The organism is Turicibacter sp. St.80E1 (assembly GCF_059728495.1).
In genome coordinates this window covers 713,752-729,542 of sequence record NZ_AP039386.1, presented here as the reverse complement: position 1 = coordinate 729,542, position 15,791 = coordinate 713,752, and the positions used below count along the sequence as shown (strand labels likewise).

The window sequence follows — 15,791 nt, the reverse complement described above, 5'->3', positions numbered from 1 at the left end:
CTTTGCAATCTAACCTTTGACTTTTTTATTAAACATTCGCGCTAACATGAGCGTTGCGATAAATCCAACGACAAATGCGATACCTAAAGTCACCATATATTGAAACATTGATTCTGGACGAATAACGATCACACCAGGTAACCCAGCAGGCCCTGGTGAAACAGATAAGACCTTCATAAAAGTTCCATAAGCCGCTGCTACTGCTGAACCAACTAATGCCCCAATAAACGGATATTTTAACTTCAGATTAACCCCAAAGACTGCCGGCTCAGTAATACCAAGTAACGCCGACACTCCCGATGCCGAAGCTAATCCTTTCATTTTAGTATCGTTTTTCATCAAATACATCACGGCTAACGCCGCTGCTCCTTGGGCGACATTCGAGGCAGCAACGACAGCGAAAGTAGGTGATCCACCTAGTGTCCCAATATTCGCTAAAATCTGAGTTTCTGCTGTAACTAATGAGTGATGCATTCCCGTAATCACTAATAACGGATAAGCTACCCCATAAATAGCCCCTCCAACAGGACCTAAAGAGAAAAATAACCACATGACTGCCTCAGTTAATCCGTCCCCGACGATTCGCATGATAGGACCTATGACGATAAACGTAAGAACAGCCGTTACTAGCACAGCAACTAACGGGGTAATAATATTATCAAACATAGCTGGAACGATTTTTCGTGTTTTACGTTCGACTTTTGCTAACACAAATGCCGACACAATAATTGGTAAAACTGTTCCCTGATACCCCACCTTTGCGATTTCAAATCCAAAAACATTCCAAACAGGTATCGTCTGATCTAATAAAGCCTGTCCATAGCTATAGCCATTTAATAAATCCGGATGAATCATAATTGCCCCAATGACGGCACCTAATACGGGCGTTCCTCCAAAAATCTTTGCCGCTGAAAAACCAATTAAAACAGGTAAAAAAGTAAACGCTGCATTTGAAAATAAATTAATCATCTCTGCCAAGTCTGCCATTTGCGGATACGACTCAATTAAAGACTTCCCTTCGATAAACAAACCTTGTGCAGTTAAGACATTATTTAATCCCATAAGTAATCCCGCCGCAACTAAGGCAGGTAAAATAGGGACAAACACATCGGCTAATGACTTAAGCATTCTCTGAAATACGTTCATTTTTGTCCCTGCTACCTCTTTTAACTCCTCTTTTCCCATCTCTTGAATCCCACTCTGCTTCAGAAACTCTTGATAAACTTGATCTACGATTCCAGTCCCAAGTATTATTTGAAACTGTCCCCCATTATTAAAGGTTCCTTTCACTAAGTCTAACGATTCAATCCGCTCAACATCTATTTTTTGATCCTCACAAACCACAATGCGTAAACGTGTGGCACAACTCGCAACGCGAACAACATTATCTTTCCCCCCGACAAGGAAAAGGATTTGACTCGCCGTTTCTTGATATTTTTGTTGTTTCACATGATTCCCTCCTCTAACTCTCCAAAAGTGAAACGTTTCATTTCAAAATCAAAAAAATAATGAAACGTTTCACTTTTTATATTTTCAGTATACTATGGGAAAAGTCCCCCTGTCAACAACAAAAAACAAAACGCTTCCCGTTTTTTTAAAAAAAGAAAAGGATACCCTGATTAACAAGCTATCCTTTCGTTGTCTTTCCTTGGAAAAGCTGAACAGGCAATAATACCTCATGGGAAACCTCTCGTTTATTAATTAAGGCGATCACCCCATTAACGCTCATTTTAGCGATTTCTTCAATCGGCTGACAAATCGTTGTAATTTTAATTTCATCCGTTGCTGAAGATTTAATTCCATCAAAACCAATAATCTGAACATCTTCTGGAATCCTCTTCCCATTTTTTGTTACGTAGTCTATCACCTGAAAGGCGTAATCATCCGTTACTGCAAATATTCCATCAATCGTTGATGTTTCGATGACCTCTTTTTTTAAAAATAATTCTAAATTTCTCTGAAAGGTTTCATGATGCCCCTGATCATCAAATATCAGATAGGATTTTTGATGTCTTTCGCAATAGTCAACAAAACCTTTTCTCCGATTTCTTGTGGCATTATCTTTCTTTGATCCGTGCCCAATAAAACAAACGGATTGACAACCTACATCGTCTAAATGCTTGGCCGCCAAAGCTCCTCCCGAAAAGTTATCACTACTCACATAGGGAATGTTATCATTAAAAAAACGATCAATACTAATTAATGGTATACTGTTAGAAATATAAGACTCAATATCACTATAAGTAACCGTAATAATTCCATCCACCTGATTTTGTTTCGCCATTGTAAAATAAGCAAGTTCTGTTACGTAATCTCCCTCTGAATTACAAAGAATCATTTTATATTGTTTTTCCCTTAAATAACGTTCAATATGAAAAGCTAATTCCCCATAAAATGGATTCCATACTGTTGGAATAATAAGTGCAACAGTATGAGTACGGTTAACTTTTAAACCACGTGCATAAATATTAGGTTCATAATTTAATTCTTTAATAGCTAGCTCAACAGCCTGTTTTGTTTTCGGCTTCACCGCGATATTATTAATTACCTTTGACACTGTTCCAACAGAAACTCCTGCTCGCTTTGCTACCTCTTTAATCGTTGACACGTTAAACTCACCTTTTTCTGACTTTATTATTAATTAGATTATACCATTCCTCACGGACAAACATTCAGAATATGTCATAAAAAAACACCAATCGCTTATAAAAAACGAATTGGTGTCTTAACTATTTTATCGTCCACAACATTTTTTGTATTTTTTACCACTCTCGCATGGGCATGGTTCATTGCGACCTACTTTTGTCGATTTAACTGGATTAATCATCGGTACAATCATTGGTGCACTCTCTGATTGTTGACTATCTTTTAAGTCGATTTGACGGAATCCTTTGTTTTCCCACGTACGGGCGTGGTTATAGGCATCCGTTAATAATACCATTAATTGTTGACTTGTCCCATATGCACCAATTTCAACCCCACGGTCCTCTAGTAACATAAAGGCGTATTTAGGTTGATACTCGTAGGCAAAAGATACGCCAATTGCATCTGTAATCTCATGTGCCTCCTGATCATTATGAACAATATGCTCAAAAATAAACGCTTCTACTTTTTCAAGCTCCTCTGTCCAATCTCCTTGATCCGTTCCGAATTTTAAAACTTCCTCTTTGGTCGGCATATAGTATGGCTTATCTTGATGAAGATCGTATAACTTAACCGCCTCCATCTCTGAATCCATGAGTAATGCGTCGCTCACAAATAAAGGCCCAAACGACTGAACATCCCCTTTAAAGGTTAATTTACAAAACAGCACATTTAAGGCTTCCTCAGGGGTTAACTCTCCCTCTTCGTATTGATTAAAGACAGTTACTAATTGATTAAACTCACACACACCATATAAATTAACAAGAGCCTTCATATAAAGATAAATTAAATCTGCACGGGCTTTAGTCGCCTCTAACGTTGTTAAATCAATGGCTTTGTATGCCTCTTTAACCACTTCAGGCATGACATAGACAACTTCCTTATCTTTCATCACCGGCAAAACGTAACCTAAACGATATAACACAAGGACACATCCACTTAATGTCGCATCTTGTGTTACATACGCTTCGTTTGCTAACATGACAAAATCACTCATCATTAATTCATCAAATCCGCAAAGAATATACTCAAGTCGGTTAGCATCACTAATCGTCTCTTTAATACGCTCGATGAGTCCACCTTTCGCTAAAGCCGAACACCCCTTTAAACCATGGGCATCCACAATTGACTTTAACTGTGTTTTCTTTAATTTATTTAAAATCGTCTCGAAACTTTCTGTATACTCACATTTAATGACATTCGAAACCATTGATTCTTTCACCATATCATTGATATTTTGCATCAGTAATCCCACCTTACAAAAGAAAAGTCAACTCAACCTAGCGAACGTTAAACATCCGCCCTTTTGAGTCGCAAGATTCGTTAGCAATCGCCAACCTCAATCACCATGATTAATGCATAGCACGACTCAACCCAAACGATTCCATTTTTAAAATAAGACATTGACGTCTTAATCATTTCCCGGATTCTTTTGGTTTTGATGGCGCACACCTTACTTCATGACCTTATTTCTTTATACAACTCCAAAACCAAAACATCGACTTGTATTTCTTCATCTATGTTCTGATGATTCATGCCGTGTACAACACTTGATAAACGTGCCAATTATCCATTAAAAAATGAAAACTAATCGTATTATACAAAAAAAAAGACGTTAAATAAATGATTTTGTTGTATTTTTTTGAAATCTTATATCACTTTTTGTAGAATAGCGAACAGATTTTCCATTTATTTCATCATCCCAACGAACATTTATCCAAATAATCTAAAATATAGGAATATCCCCCCTCCCCTAAACGTCATGATTACTAAAATACATGCATATAGTATAGTAATATCACCATAAAAAAAGGGGGGGAATTTTATGGCCGTTTTTTGGTATGTTTTAGTTGCTTATCTGAGCATTTTTATTCATGAACTTGGACACTATACATCAGCCTATCTTTTCGGTATTAAGGCCACAGACGTTATTACGGGAATGGGATTTAAATTCTTCACGTTTAAAACAAAATCCACGACATTCCGATTCAACATTATTCCTGGTGGAGGCGTGACCATCTATCCGCAAAATCAGGAATTAACTCTTTCACGTTTAAAACAGTTTATCGTCCTAGGTTCTGGAGTCACCTTTAACTATATAGCCGCTGTTTGTGCGACTACACTCTACCTTAAAACATCACCGATTGCTGGATTTTTGGCTTTTAATCAAATGATTATTAATTTTATAAAGACACTCTTTACCCTCTTTTCTATCGATCATTTTTTGGCACCCCATGTTGGAATGGCAGAATCAATTGGAATGATCGCCAATCAATTTACAACGGGACAATTTGTTCTCTTCATTTTTATTTTTATGAATCTTCTTCTGTTTCTCTTTAACTTACTTCCTATTCCTTACTTTGACGGAGGACAGATGATTTCCCTTTATACGGATCCGATTCTTCAAAGGATAGGACTTTCAGAAGCAGTGTTAGAACAAATTAAAATTTTAATTAATCAATTAATCGGAATACTACTTCTCATCGCTGCCTGCTTACCTTTAATCAACGAGGCCTACCACCGTATCATTAAAACATATTTATCAGAACATGACATGATAAAGTGGGCCCTGATCGTCGTTGGGTTCTTATTGATTAAACGACTCGTTTCACCACTTATCTCATCACATAAAAAGAAAAAAAGAGTCTGAGTTTTTTACTCAGACTCTTTTCATGACCTTAGATAAAATTGGAAGTAAAAAGATTGTAGCCAGAAAAGTGCTCACACCGTTTCCAACAGACGTCTGAAATCCCAATAATAAGTGTATCCCTAATGCCCTACCTGTCATACCACTTAAGAAAATAAAGGGAAGGTCAATCAGAGTCCCCGATAAAAAGGCACCTAAAAACCCTAAACACGCAACAACATATTCTGACCTTAGACGCCGGCCAATCAAATGATAGATAATCGCGTAGGTTGGAAAAATAAGCACATACATCAGCGTCCATGGTTGGGCTCCATAAACAAGAACAATGAGTAAACACGCGATTAAGACAGATAAAATAGCTTGTCGTTTAGGTAAAGATATCCCATAAAGTAAAACGGTAAAGTTAAACAGTTCGACATAGAGGACCAGTGAGCCACAATGATAAATGATAAATAGCAAGGAAGCCAAAGCGGAAATCCTCGCAAGCTCTCTAACCTTCATTTTCGCCCCCTAGCAGGGAACTATAGTGGAAAGTCACCTCATCTTTATCAAAAAGGGGAAGTTGATCAGCACTAGGGGCCTGACCAAGAGGCATGACGATTCCCTGCTCTTTTGACTCATATTGATAAAGCCAAAAAGGACCCGAGGGACCATTGTCTTTCGCACTCAAACCTAAAATTCCTGTAATGTATAGTCCGTATTTAGATTCCTCAGCCTCTAACTGTAATGCTTCATGATTTTCTCTTAAAAATTCACCCAAGGAACTTGCATTTGTCTTAAACACTTGATGATCAAGTAAAACCGATGAGGTTTGTTCATCAATTACCGTGAGAACAAGCTCCTTTTCTTCTCGTTCACCATCAGTTGGCGAGAAGGTATAAGTCAACGTAACCCCGATCACGATAACCGCGAAAGCGATAAGTATCTTTTTGAAGTTCAACACAGTCACATCCTCTCCTAAAATAAAACATTTGACCCTAAACTCCCTTATTATAGCGGAACAACGAAATATACACAATAATAAATACTTTTTTCAATCAAACTGTATGTTTATTGAAAAAGTGAACCATACTAAAGTTGGTACACTTTCATATTTTTCAATGTGTCACCGGGCGATGAGGCGCTTGTGTTGACGATGAAATGCTTCCTTCAAAAAAACACTGATGGGATTTTCAGTGTTTTTTTCTATTCCTCTTTAAAGTATTGATCAAGACGAACATCATAGACAACACGCACCCATTGTCCTTTATCCTGATACGTGTAACTCACCCGTTTAAATTGATAATCCTTCCATTTTTTCTTTGATAAATTTGACGTTGTTAATAGGGAGCTTTGTTGATTCCCCCCAATTTCTAATGGGTGATAAAGGGTATGGGTCTCACCTAAATCGTCCTCAAATGTATACATTATATTTTGAATCGCATGTGAAGAATTGTTCTTTAAATACGTTTGAAGCTTAACCCCTGCCCCTTCCGGTGCAAACGTTGGATTAACAAATTCAATATCGTCAACTTTTACCTTAGGGTTAATCGTCTCGCGTTCAGTAGATTCACTATACGTATAAAAATCGCGTCCGACATCATACATCACCACGGTCTCTTGATTCTCCTCATCAATCATTTTAATAGTAAAGCGAGTCTTTTTTAAATCTTTCAATTTTAGACTCTGTGGCCCAACGCAGCGAATCCATCCGCTCGTATCCCCAGGTTTTAACGTATCCTGGGTCACAATGGTCGTATGTTGCCCATCTTTTAGTTCAACCTCAATGGTCACACCTTGAACCGTGTGTTTTGAACGATTTTTTATTTTTGCTTGATAAACGGCTACCTCGCTTCCTTCTTCTCGTTCAAGTGATACATCAACTAGTTCAATTTCTTCAATCTGAATATAATGACGATTCGCCTTCCCGTCCTCTGCCTCCATCTCACATCCAAACAAAACCAAGATTAACATACATGCGAACGTAAGATATATCCATTTGAGTTTCATCCCTTTTCACCCCTTTTTAGCCTTTACTATTAAAATGACCCTAAATCTTTTTTTTATACTCACCACAAATATAAAAAGGTAGGAACATCGGTTCCTACCTTTTTATAACAAATGCTTTCCTAATCCACTATTATATAAATGATACCACTGCTCTTTAGTTAACGAGATACGTGTTGCCTCACAAGCAGCCTTTATACGCGATGGGGTCTTTGTTCCCACAATCGGCTGAATATGAGCCGGATGGCGAAGTAACCAGGCAATCATAATAGCCTCAAAACTAACCTCGTATTCCTTTGCATAACGTTCAATCGTTTGAACTAATGTAGGATACACTTCTCTCCCTTCCTTCGTTGCTAATTGCCCACCTGCAAGGGGAGACCAAGCTTGAATCGTTAATTGATTCAAACGGCAATATTCAAAGGTTCCATCATTTCGATAATTTCCGGGATTCACTGCACAATTTACGTTTAATCCCTCATCAATAAGTTGAGACTGAACTAACGAAAGCTCTAATTGATTCGTCACAAGCGGATCACTTAAATACGATTGTAATAAAGCTATCTGGGCTGCATTATGGTTACTCACCCCAAAATAACGGACCTTTTGTTGTTCCTTTAAATCACGAAATGCTCTCGCTACCTCCTCAGGTTCAACTAAGGCGTCGGGACGATGAAGTAATAACGTATCTAAATAATCCGTTTTCAAACGTTTTAAAATACCATCAACCGACTTCATAATATAAGCATAACTTAAATCATAGTGGGGAGCAGAGCCCATAAATAAGTCATCCGCCAATCGAATCCCACACTTAGATTGAATATAAATTGACTCTCGGTCCACAAGATTAGCCTCCCAAATCGCAGAAAAGGCGCTTTCCGATTTGCCATTTTTATAAATATCCGCATGGTCAAAAAAATTAATTCCTTGCTCAAGTGCTGCCTCTACCGCTTTAACAGCTGTTATTTCGTCTTCTTTTGTCATCCCTTCACTCTTATTCCAAGATCCCCCTAGTCCCATACAACCGAGGGCAATTTGAGATACCATTTGGTCACTCATTCCTAGTTTAAATTTTTCCACGTCTCATTCCCCAATTCTTTCTCTATTTTTATTTCATCTGCTCTCCTCATCATTCACCATGATATGATTCTTCTGTCGCCCCTTCATGATGTTCCTGAACGGATGGTTCCTGTTGTTCCTGATTTTGATTCAATTGATTTAGCATAGAATCTGATTTATACGGAACACGTCCCGACGGAATCAATTGAGAAGCTGGTCCCACGTGATGATCTTGATCATCAAAAAAGATATGAGCATTAAAGGCCTTCAATACTTTATCCTTTGCAACCCCTCCTAGGAAGAACATCTCATCAACCTTACATCCCCATTTACGTAACGTTAAAATAACGCGTTTATGCGCTGGAGAATTTCTAGCCGTAACAATCGCGATTTTGACAAGCGTATCTTCTTTTTCTTTTATTTTCGATAATGTTTTTAAAAGTTTGGCGAATGGCCCTTCATTCATTGCATTTTCCGCATTTTCATTTTCATTTTCATAAAAGGCCTCCAATCCCTTTTGCTTATAAATTAACTCCGATTCATCCGAGAAAACAACAGCATCTGCATCGAATGCAATACGGATTTCTTTTTGATTAGGGTGGTAATCTCTTGGAGTATCATAAACAAGTGCTGCTGCAACCCCCTGATCAATGGCATCTTGAACTTCCTTTTCATTTCGTGATAAAAACAGATCAATATTAAAAGCTCCTAAATAAGGATGTTTTGCCTCACCCCCAGTAAATGCCCCACGTACAATATCTAACTTATACTCTGCAATACTATTAAATACTCTTAAGGCAGTTTCCGGACTATTACTTGATAAAATAATCACCTCAACGATAGGCTCTTCGAATTTCTCATTTAAACCTAGTAACGCCTCCACCAATGGAAAGGCCGTTCCTTTAGCTAAAACAGTATTCTCATTCTCTATTTGATAACGCGTATAGGCCTCAATTCCTTCTTTTTCAAAAATCGTATTTTCATATTCTAAATCAAATAATGCTCGACTTGAAATTGCCACAACTAACTTGTCACTTAAATCATACGCCATCTCAATCACCTCTTTTTACATTTTATGGGATAACCACTTAACCTTATTATAGCGATTTCTTTTTACTTTATCAACTCATGCTAAAAGGCAATATTTAAAATACACTCTGCATTAGGGAGAGGTTTGAGCGCCTCTTGAGAGCAGGCGGAAAAATAAACCGTCGGCGAATAGAGTTCAATTAAATCCTCTCCCTTTCCTGATGCGATAAAACACATCGCATTAATCTTACAATTTGATTCTTTAAAAAGTTCTAGCACCAGTCGGTCAACACTACACGTGCGTGTCGTCATTAATTCAACCGATATCGGATACTTTTGTTGCTGTAAATATCCAATGAGAGGCAACCACTTTCCAAGGCCCGGATACGTTATCTCATCTAAAAATAACCGATGATCAAAAATAAAACTTAAGGTTTCCTTATATCCCTGTCTCGTCAAAAGTCCAGAAAGAATTCCGCTTTCTTTCATCTGCCTAATACCTTTTTCATCAAATGACAAATAAACCTCAACTTCAAGCGCGTGTAAATATGAAACCGTCGACTCCCCCCCGGTAAAAATAAGCTGATTAATATTTAACCCGTAATAAGATAAACTGTCAAAAACGATAGAGGAAATGGATGGATCGTGCATGGAGAAGACAAACAATTCAACAACTTGATGATTTAAACCCATCAACCGCTGACAAAAAGGCAATAAAAGGCCTGGATTATAACAATTGTGTTCATTAATCTGCATCTCAAAAATAGCATCTAAATCTACGCCAATATTCAATCTCTCCATCTATTTTCGCTCCTCTAAACTATGTATCATAGTATATGATAGCCCCTCTCTCCTTTAGAACATCCATTTAAAAATATCTGTCATGGCTAAGCATTTAACCTTACTTTCGCGAGTGACTAGCAGTTTTGTGAAAAAAACTCATGACGGCTACTACAATATAAAAAAGCCTAAGACGTTTTATAACTCTAGAATAAATCGCCTTAGACTCATGAAAAATTTTAATGACGTTTACAATCTCTATTATTGTTCAAATGTTTCACAACTTGCTGTTACTTCGTTAATTTGAACATCATGCGCATGACATTTATGCTTTTCATTATGTTTGCATTGGCATGCTCCGCATTTAATATTAGTTACGCCTGCTTTTTTAGGTGCTGCATTAAATTCCATTGCAAATTCAGCGTCTGCTCTTAAATCTTGATCGGCAAAACTTTTACACATGGTTTCATCTGTTGTCACCGCGTGTGCACCACGTACATTTACCACACCCGCATAACAGTTTCCGTGATTATCATTATGTACACAATTATGTGCTCCACATTTAATTGCCATGTTAAAACCTCCTATTTAAATAAATAACCTCACGTACATTATCTTCCCTTTTTTTTTACTTTTTATTCTTTGAACTCTCTATATATTCGACAAAAAAACGTTTTATTTTCAAAAGCATCGCCCTTTTCAAACCTTTTATGAAATGCTAAAATAGACTCACTTTTATGAATTTAAACCATGAAGTAGGTACTGTAGGTGGGTAGGTTTAAAGAAGTATAAAAGGAAAGAGGAGTGACATGAAAAAAGATGTCAAGTAGAATGGTAGGAGGTTTTTTTATGAGTCAAGAAACAATAACACAAAAGCGTGATGGATTTAGTTCACGGTTTGGATTAATTGCCGCCGCTGCAGGATCCGCAGTTGGTTTAGGTAACATTTGGAAGTTCCCTTATATTGTTGGAGAAAATGGGGGATCTGCTTTTATTCTCATTTATTTAATTTCTATTCTCGGAGTAGGGCTTCCTGTACTATTAGCAGAATTTATTATTGGACGACGCGGTGGAGCAAACGCCGTGCGATCATTTAAAAAATTAGCACCAAATACGAAATGGCCTGTTATTGGATGGTTGGGTATCATTGCCGCTTTTATGATTCTTGGATTTTACACCGTTATTGCAGGATATACGATTCACTACTTTTTATTAAGCTTAACAAACGCTTTTTCGGGCATGTCTTCTGAGCAAATTACCCAAACTTTTCATCATTTTTCATCGGGACATACGCCTATTATTTATACGATTATATTCACTCTCTTAGCAGTTGTCGTTCTATTCGGTGGAATTAAGGATGGTATTGAAAAATATACTAAAATTTTAATGCCAGGACTAGTTGGAATCATTATCTTACTTGTGGTGAGAGCTATTACACTTCCTGGTGCAGCTGAAGGGTTAAAATTTTTATTTAAACCTGACTTTAGTGAAGTGTCGATAAATTCTATTTTAGACGCACTCGGTCATTCATTCTTCTCTTTAAGCGTCGGGATGGGAACGATGTTAACTTATGGATCTTACATTAGTAAGAAGGAAAACTTATCAACGGTGACTTGCTCCATAGCCGTGGCCGATACGATGATTGCTCTACTCGCAGGGGTAGCTATTTTTCCGGCTGTCTTCGCATTCGGAATTGATCCAACGGCCGGACCAGGTCTTGTATTCATTACATTACCAAATGTCTTCTTACAAATGCCAGGTGGAAATATCTTTGGGGCCCTCTTCTTCTTACTCTTATTTATCGCCGCTTTAACCTCTGTTATTTCGATCTTTGAGGTTATTATTACGTATGTGACCGAAGAGCTAAATGTTAATCGCCAGAAGGCCTTAAAATTAACCAGTATTGCCGTCATCATTATCGCAATCTTCTGCTCTTTATCACAGACACCAAATACAACCCTTTCTTTTAATGGGAATACATTATTTGATTGGATGGATTTATTATCGGCTAATGTGATTCTGCCGATTGGAGGGTTGCTTATCATTAGTTTCCTCGGATTTATCATGAAAAAAGATGAAGTAGCCGATGAATTACAGCAAGGGGCCTGCTCCATTAAAACAACGATGATTTATTTAACAATCACTAAATTTATTGCACCGCTTGCGATTGCTATTGTCTTCTTAACAGGAATCCAAGCCCTCTTTTAATAAAAAGCGAATTTATACGGTATGAAGTCTCTATTCAACGGGACTCATACCGTATTTTTTTGAATGCGTTTGGTATTATAAGAGGTTATGGGCGATGCTTGAACTTAGGCTTAGGTAAAACACAGGCTAAGGGATAGTTACGCCTAATACGACGACTGCATTTATGATTAACAATCCATCCGTATTTGTTAAGTAATGCCTGTTTAATTCTTCTTACACCCTAGATCCCATTCGAATCATTAAACACGTCTAAAATTAAACGATAAAACTCCTCGTCACGATCAACACGGGGTGTAGCATATCTTTTTAAGCAAGTATAATAGCCTGATGACGAAACAAAGGTTAAGCTAAATAAGACGGCTAAGGGAAAGTTCTTTGGCATGCTCATGAATAAATTCAAATTCATCTTGTGTCCTTAGCCCCCCTTTTTTTTCTCTTGATTGACTTTTTTAATAATAAATGGTGTTCACGTAAATATTCCACTTCTTTTTCAAAGATCCTCAGTTTTGTTTTAGGACGCCCTGTGGCCTTTTTGCCTCGTTAGTCAATGAAAGCCAGTTCACCTTGATCCTAATAAACTTTCGCCCAAACATAAATACGCTTTGGATCTTGGATTTTCAATTGTTCACAAATAAAGTTTAACGGCATGAAGTTTTAATTCCTTGGAATAAGTAAAGTGGCGATTAATCTTGTTGGCTTGCATAAGAAAAAGTACCTCCGTAGTAGACCCAAAAGCGATTCTATCATCATTGATAGTGTCGCTTTTATTTTTTTGTCTACGATGAAGGTACTAGACCCTATCTCTTCTTCATTCCTTTTAAAAGTGCCCCTTTTTTGAGGTGTTTGACTACCTATAAAAAGAAGAAGGTGGTGTAAAACTAGCCCCCAATTCTTCTTTACCATTGATTATTTTGAGACTTTTAAGTCGTGATTCAGACAAAGTTGACGAACAAAACTTTTCAATTGTTCATCATACTCTTCAACCATCCGCTCTCCTACTGCCTCTAGCGCCAAGATATTTTTTATACTTACATCATCCATGGCATGGCTCACTCCAAAACTTCCTAAATTCGGTTCAATTCGAACATATTGACTTCGAATATGATGGCGTTGATAAAGTTGTACCAATTGATGATCGACCGTTTGTGACCCTACTGAGCCATAAATATGAATTAGCGGAACAATCCAGCCGACTTTTCCCCATCTTTTAGAATGCTGATACTGATAAGTTTGATCCCTTGCCCCTGTTCCAAGAGATAGAATCATAATATCATCTGTATCGGAATATCCTTCAAATTTACACGCCTCAATATACGCACATAATGTTGGGTTATTCGCAACCAATCCCCCATCTATAAACGTGTGTGAATGATGATGGACAGGGTTTAAGACATTTTTTACCGGAAAATAAGTTGGAGCAGCTGTTGAGGCCCGAATGACATCTTTAACAAGTAAATCACGGCTCTTATCTTTAATAGCCGTTACTTGATTGAAAAATACCGCCTTCCCGCTTTCAATATCATAACTCGGGATTAAACACGGTTTTAATAGCTCCGATAGCCTTAAATCACCTATATATTCGGTAAGGATGTCCTCTAACCGATTCTCTTTATATAACGGATTTAGCAGCCCAAAGTAGTCAAAAAACTTTGTTTTCCAAGAACGTTGAAATAATTTGGCCCCTTCATTTAAATATAAATCTAACGCTTGCTGGGCTGTATATTTGGCCATCTTCCTCTCACCATCACTTGGGCATAAATAGAGCCCTGTTAAAATACTCCCTGTACTTGTTCCCGCGATTAAATCGAAATAATCACTAATTCTTGCTTGAGGATTTCGACTGTACTCCTGCAACAACTTCTCCAATCTTACTAAAATTTTTGCAGGAATGATTCCGCGGATTCCTCCCCCATCAATCGATAAAATACAGATTTTCTTTTTCACGTAAACTCCCCCTTTTCACATCAGATTTAGCCTACTATTAACTATATGCATTAAAACAAAAAAATACAGTTTTCTCCGTCTATATATACAAAATTGCCATTTGCATCTTATTCAGATACCTAAAAACCACGTTTTTCCCGCTTAAATCATAAAAATCAAACCCATAGAAGCCACACCACTATGCGTGTCGTTCCTATGGGTTTGATAAGACTCCCCTCCTAAATAGACGAGATGAATGATCGGGTTCATTTATAAAATATCTGGCAATAACTCAATATAAAAATCGTTGAACTCTTCCGCCAATGAAACCTCCAACAAATCTTGGACTTTTGAATAGAGTGTAACAGATATAAATTCATCCATCGGTAAAATATAAATTGAAATCCACACTTTTCTTCCCGTACGAACTACATCATAGGTTGCTTCTTCTAATCCATAATACGTTAAAATAGGTTCACATTTTTCCTTGATAATCCTCATTGTTTCCTCTTCCGGGGCCATTAAGAAAATATCTCTCATAGCTGTTACAACGGCACGGATAGGTAGGGGTAATACAAAAAATGATAAAAAAATGGCAATCACCTGATCTAAATAGGGAAGCATGCGCTCAAGCCATGGATGATGAATTAACGCTGGCAAGAAAAAAGCAAGGGCCATTCCAAAACTAGCCACCGCATCAATCGTCCACTCCATAATTTCTGTTCTTAAAATTGGCGAATTCGCCAAACGATTCATCCTTCTTAAAATTAACATCACGGCTCCTCCAAGAACCGTCGCAAATAGCTCAAAGTAGGCAATCGGTAAAAATTGAACATCTCGTCCGCCGTGAAACATAATCTGAACATTATTTACGATTAATGCAACGGTTACCGAAACAAGAACAAATCCCTTAATCGCAATAAATAATGACTCAACTTGAGAATAACCATACGGCTGTTTTTCACTCACTGGTTTATAAAGAAGCGGAACTAATTTTAATGAAAATAAAATCATAACAAGCTCCGACGTATCATAAACCGAATCCATTAAAACAGCCTGAGACTTTGATAAAATAGCGACTAAGAGCTCAACTAGTACAAATAAAATACCCGCTCCTAAAGAAATCTTTAATGCAACCTGTTCTTTTTTCTCTTCTAGGCGTCTATTCATTTCTTTCACAACTTTCCTTTTCTACAATCTATATTGAATTATACTCGCCTCATCAAGAAAATTTGATTTTTTCTTTTTTCTATTTTAAAACAAAAATAGACAATACGACCTCTAAGTTATCCTCGATTTCTATGGTTATGATTGAACCGCTTAGAGATCTTCAATTTAAAGCTATTTCCGTGAATATGAAAACGCAAAAAAAGCGTCCCTGAGGACACCTTTCATGATATAAATTGGTGCGGGTAACAGGAGTCGAACCTGCACACCGAAGGTACTAGAGCCTAAATCTAGCGCGTCTGCCAATTCCGCCATACCCGCCATTCACTTACATTTTTATTATACCAAA

General features: G+C 37.4%; 15 protein-coding genes and 1 tRNA gene. 2 read left to right on the top strand and 14 right to left on the bottom strand.

Going from position 1 to position 15,791, the window contains the following annotated elements; all coding sequences use genetic code 11:
- Nucleotides 1-9 precede the first annotated feature (9 nt).
- The 3 genes from AC6I0I_RS03635 to AC6I0I_RS03625 form a co-directional block, all read right to left on the bottom strand.
- Nucleotides 10-1,449: a sucrose-specific PTS transporter subunit IIBC gene (locus tag AC6I0I_RS03635; protein ID WP_262953529.1), complete on the bottom strand. Its 1,440-nt coding sequence runs from the start codon at nt 1,447-1,449 to the stop codon at nt 10-12.
- Nucleotides 1,450-1,627: 178 nt separating this feature from the next.
- Nucleotides 1,628-2,608, bottom strand: a complete 981-nt coding sequence (locus AC6I0I_RS03630) for a LacI family DNA-binding transcriptional regulator (RefSeq protein WP_161830771.1) — start codon at nt 2,606-2,608, stop codon at nt 1,628-1,630.
- Between the two features lie 126 nt (nt 2,609-2,734).
- Nucleotides 2,735-3,886: a YecA family protein gene (locus AC6I0I_RS03625; protein ID WP_161830770.1), complete on the bottom strand. Its 1,152-nt coding sequence runs from the start codon at nt 3,884-3,886 to the stop codon at nt 2,735-2,737.
- Nucleotides 3,887-4,468: 582 nt separating this feature from the next.
- Here AC6I0I_RS03625 and AC6I0I_RS03620 point away from each other — a divergent pair.
- Nucleotides 4,469-5,293: a site-2 protease family protein gene (locus tag AC6I0I_RS03620; RefSeq protein WP_161830769.1), complete on the top strand. Its 825-nt coding sequence runs from the start codon at nt 4,469-4,471 to the stop codon at nt 5,291-5,293.
- Between the two features lie 9 nt (nt 5,294-5,302).
- Here AC6I0I_RS03620 and AC6I0I_RS03615 read toward each other — a convergent pair whose 3' ends face one another.
- The 7 genes from AC6I0I_RS03615 to AC6I0I_RS03585 all read right to left on the bottom strand — a co-directional run bounded on the left by AC6I0I_RS03615 (nt 5,303) and on the right by AC6I0I_RS03585 (nt 10,717).
- Nucleotides 5,303-5,791, bottom strand: coding sequence for a hypothetical protein (locus AC6I0I_RS03615; RefSeq protein WP_161830768.1), 489 nt, complete (start codon nt 5,789-5,791; stop codon nt 5,303-5,305).
- Entirely contained in the window at nt 5,781-6,230 is a 450-nt protein-coding gene (locus AC6I0I_RS03610) for a DUF4430 domain-containing protein (protein WP_161830767.1), read from the bottom strand. Before AC6I0I_RS03610 ends, AC6I0I_RS03615 begins: the two co-directional genes overlap by 11 nt.
- A 245-nt stretch (nt 6,231-6,475) precedes the next feature.
- Nucleotides 6,476-7,279: a hypothetical protein gene (locus tag AC6I0I_RS03605; RefSeq protein WP_161830766.1), complete on the bottom strand. Its 804-nt coding sequence runs from the start codon at nt 7,277-7,279 to the stop codon at nt 6,476-6,478.
- 102 nt (nt 7,280-7,381) lie between these two features.
- On the bottom strand, nt 7,382-8,356 hold the full coding sequence (locus AC6I0I_RS03600) for an aldo/keto reductase (RefSeq protein WP_161830765.1): 975 nt from the start codon (nt 8,354-8,356) through the stop codon (nt 7,382-7,384).
- 49 nt (nt 8,357-8,405) lie between these two features.
- Complete coding sequence (locus AC6I0I_RS03595; RefSeq protein ID WP_161830764.1) at nt 8,406-9,386, bottom strand: 5'-nucleotidase; 981 nt, start codon at nt 9,384-9,386, stop codon at nt 8,406-8,408.
- 80 nt (nt 9,387-9,466) lie between these two features.
- A complete protein-coding gene (locus AC6I0I_RS03590; RefSeq protein ID WP_161830763.1) occupies nt 9,467-10,165 on the bottom strand; it encodes a 5'-nucleotidase in 699 nt (232 codons plus the stop codon).
- 240 nt (nt 10,166-10,405) lie between these two features.
- Nucleotides 10,406-10,717: a DUF1540 domain-containing protein gene (locus AC6I0I_RS03585; protein WP_161830762.1), complete on the bottom strand. Its 312-nt coding sequence runs from the start codon at nt 10,715-10,717 to the stop codon at nt 10,406-10,408.
- Between the two features lie 276 nt (nt 10,718-10,993).
- On the opposite strand from AC6I0I_RS03585, the gene AC6I0I_RS03580 reads away from it, so the two are divergent.
- Nucleotides 10,994-12,352, top strand: a complete 1,359-nt coding sequence (locus AC6I0I_RS03580) for a sodium-dependent transporter (RefSeq protein WP_161830761.1) — start codon at nt 10,994-10,996, stop codon at nt 12,350-12,352.
- 220 nt (nt 12,353-12,572) lie between these two features.
- Here AC6I0I_RS03580 and AC6I0I_RS03575 read toward each other — a convergent pair whose 3' ends face one another.
- The 4 genes from AC6I0I_RS03575 to AC6I0I_RS03560 all read right to left on the bottom strand — a co-directional run bounded on the left by AC6I0I_RS03575 (nt 12,573) and on the right by AC6I0I_RS03560 (nt 15,763).
- On the bottom strand, nt 12,573-12,758 hold the full coding sequence (locus tag AC6I0I_RS03575) for a hypothetical protein (RefSeq protein ID WP_161830760.1): 186 nt from the start codon (nt 12,756-12,758) through the stop codon (nt 12,573-12,575).
- 500 nt (nt 12,759-13,258) lie between these two features.
- Nucleotides 13,259-14,296, bottom strand: coding sequence for a patatin-like phospholipase family protein (locus AC6I0I_RS03570; RefSeq protein ID WP_161830759.1), 1,038 nt, complete (start codon nt 14,294-14,296; stop codon nt 13,259-13,261).
- A 249-nt stretch (nt 14,297-14,545) separates the two neighbouring features.
- Nucleotides 14,546-15,445 carry a cation diffusion facilitator family transporter gene (locus tag AC6I0I_RS03565; RefSeq protein WP_161830902.1) on the bottom strand — a complete coding sequence of 300 codons (900 nt, stop codon included), beginning with the start codon at nt 15,443-15,445 and terminating at the stop codon, nt 14,546-14,548.
- A 234-nt stretch (nt 15,446-15,679) separates the two neighbouring features.
- Nucleotides 15,680-15,763, bottom strand: a tRNA-Leu gene (locus tag AC6I0I_RS03560).
- Nucleotides 15,764-15,791 lie beyond the last annotated feature (28 nt).

Coding starts and splice junctions, on each gene's coding strand:
- AC6I0I_RS03620 (WP_161830769.1), top strand. CDS start 4,469: ATGGCCGTTTTTTGGTATGTTTTAGTTGCTTATCTGAGCATTTTTATT.
- AC6I0I_RS03580 (WP_161830761.1), top strand. CDS start 10,994: ATGAGTCAAGAAACAATAACACAAAAGCGTGATGGATTTAGTTCACGG.
- AC6I0I_RS03625 (WP_161830770.1), bottom strand. CDS start 3,886: ATGCAAAATATCAATGATATGGTGAAAGAATCAATGGTTTCGAATGTC.
- AC6I0I_RS03605 (WP_161830766.1), bottom strand. CDS start 7,279: ATGAAACTCAAATGGATATATCTTACGTTCGCATGTATGTTAATCTTG.
- AC6I0I_RS03585 (WP_161830762.1), bottom strand. CDS start 10,717: ATGGCAATTAAATGTGGAGCACATAATTGTGTACATAATGATAATCAC.
- AC6I0I_RS03565 (WP_161830902.1), bottom strand. CDS start 15,445: ATGAATAGACGCCTAGAAGAGAAAAAAGAACAGGTTGCATTAAAGATT.
- AC6I0I_RS03595 (WP_161830764.1), bottom strand. CDS start 9,386: ATGGCGTATGATTTAAGTGACAAGTTAGTTGTGGCAATTTCAAGTCGA.
- AC6I0I_RS03575 (WP_161830760.1), bottom strand. CDS start 12,758: ATGAATTTGAATTTATTCATGAGCATGCCAAAGAACTTTCCCTTAGCC.
- AC6I0I_RS03590 (WP_161830763.1), bottom strand. CDS start 10,165: ATGGAGAGATTGAATATTGGCGTAGATTTAGATGCTATTTTTGAGATG.
- AC6I0I_RS03615 (WP_161830768.1), bottom strand. CDS start 5,791: ATGAAGGTTAGAGAGCTTGCGAGGATTTCCGCTTTGGCTTCCTTGCTA.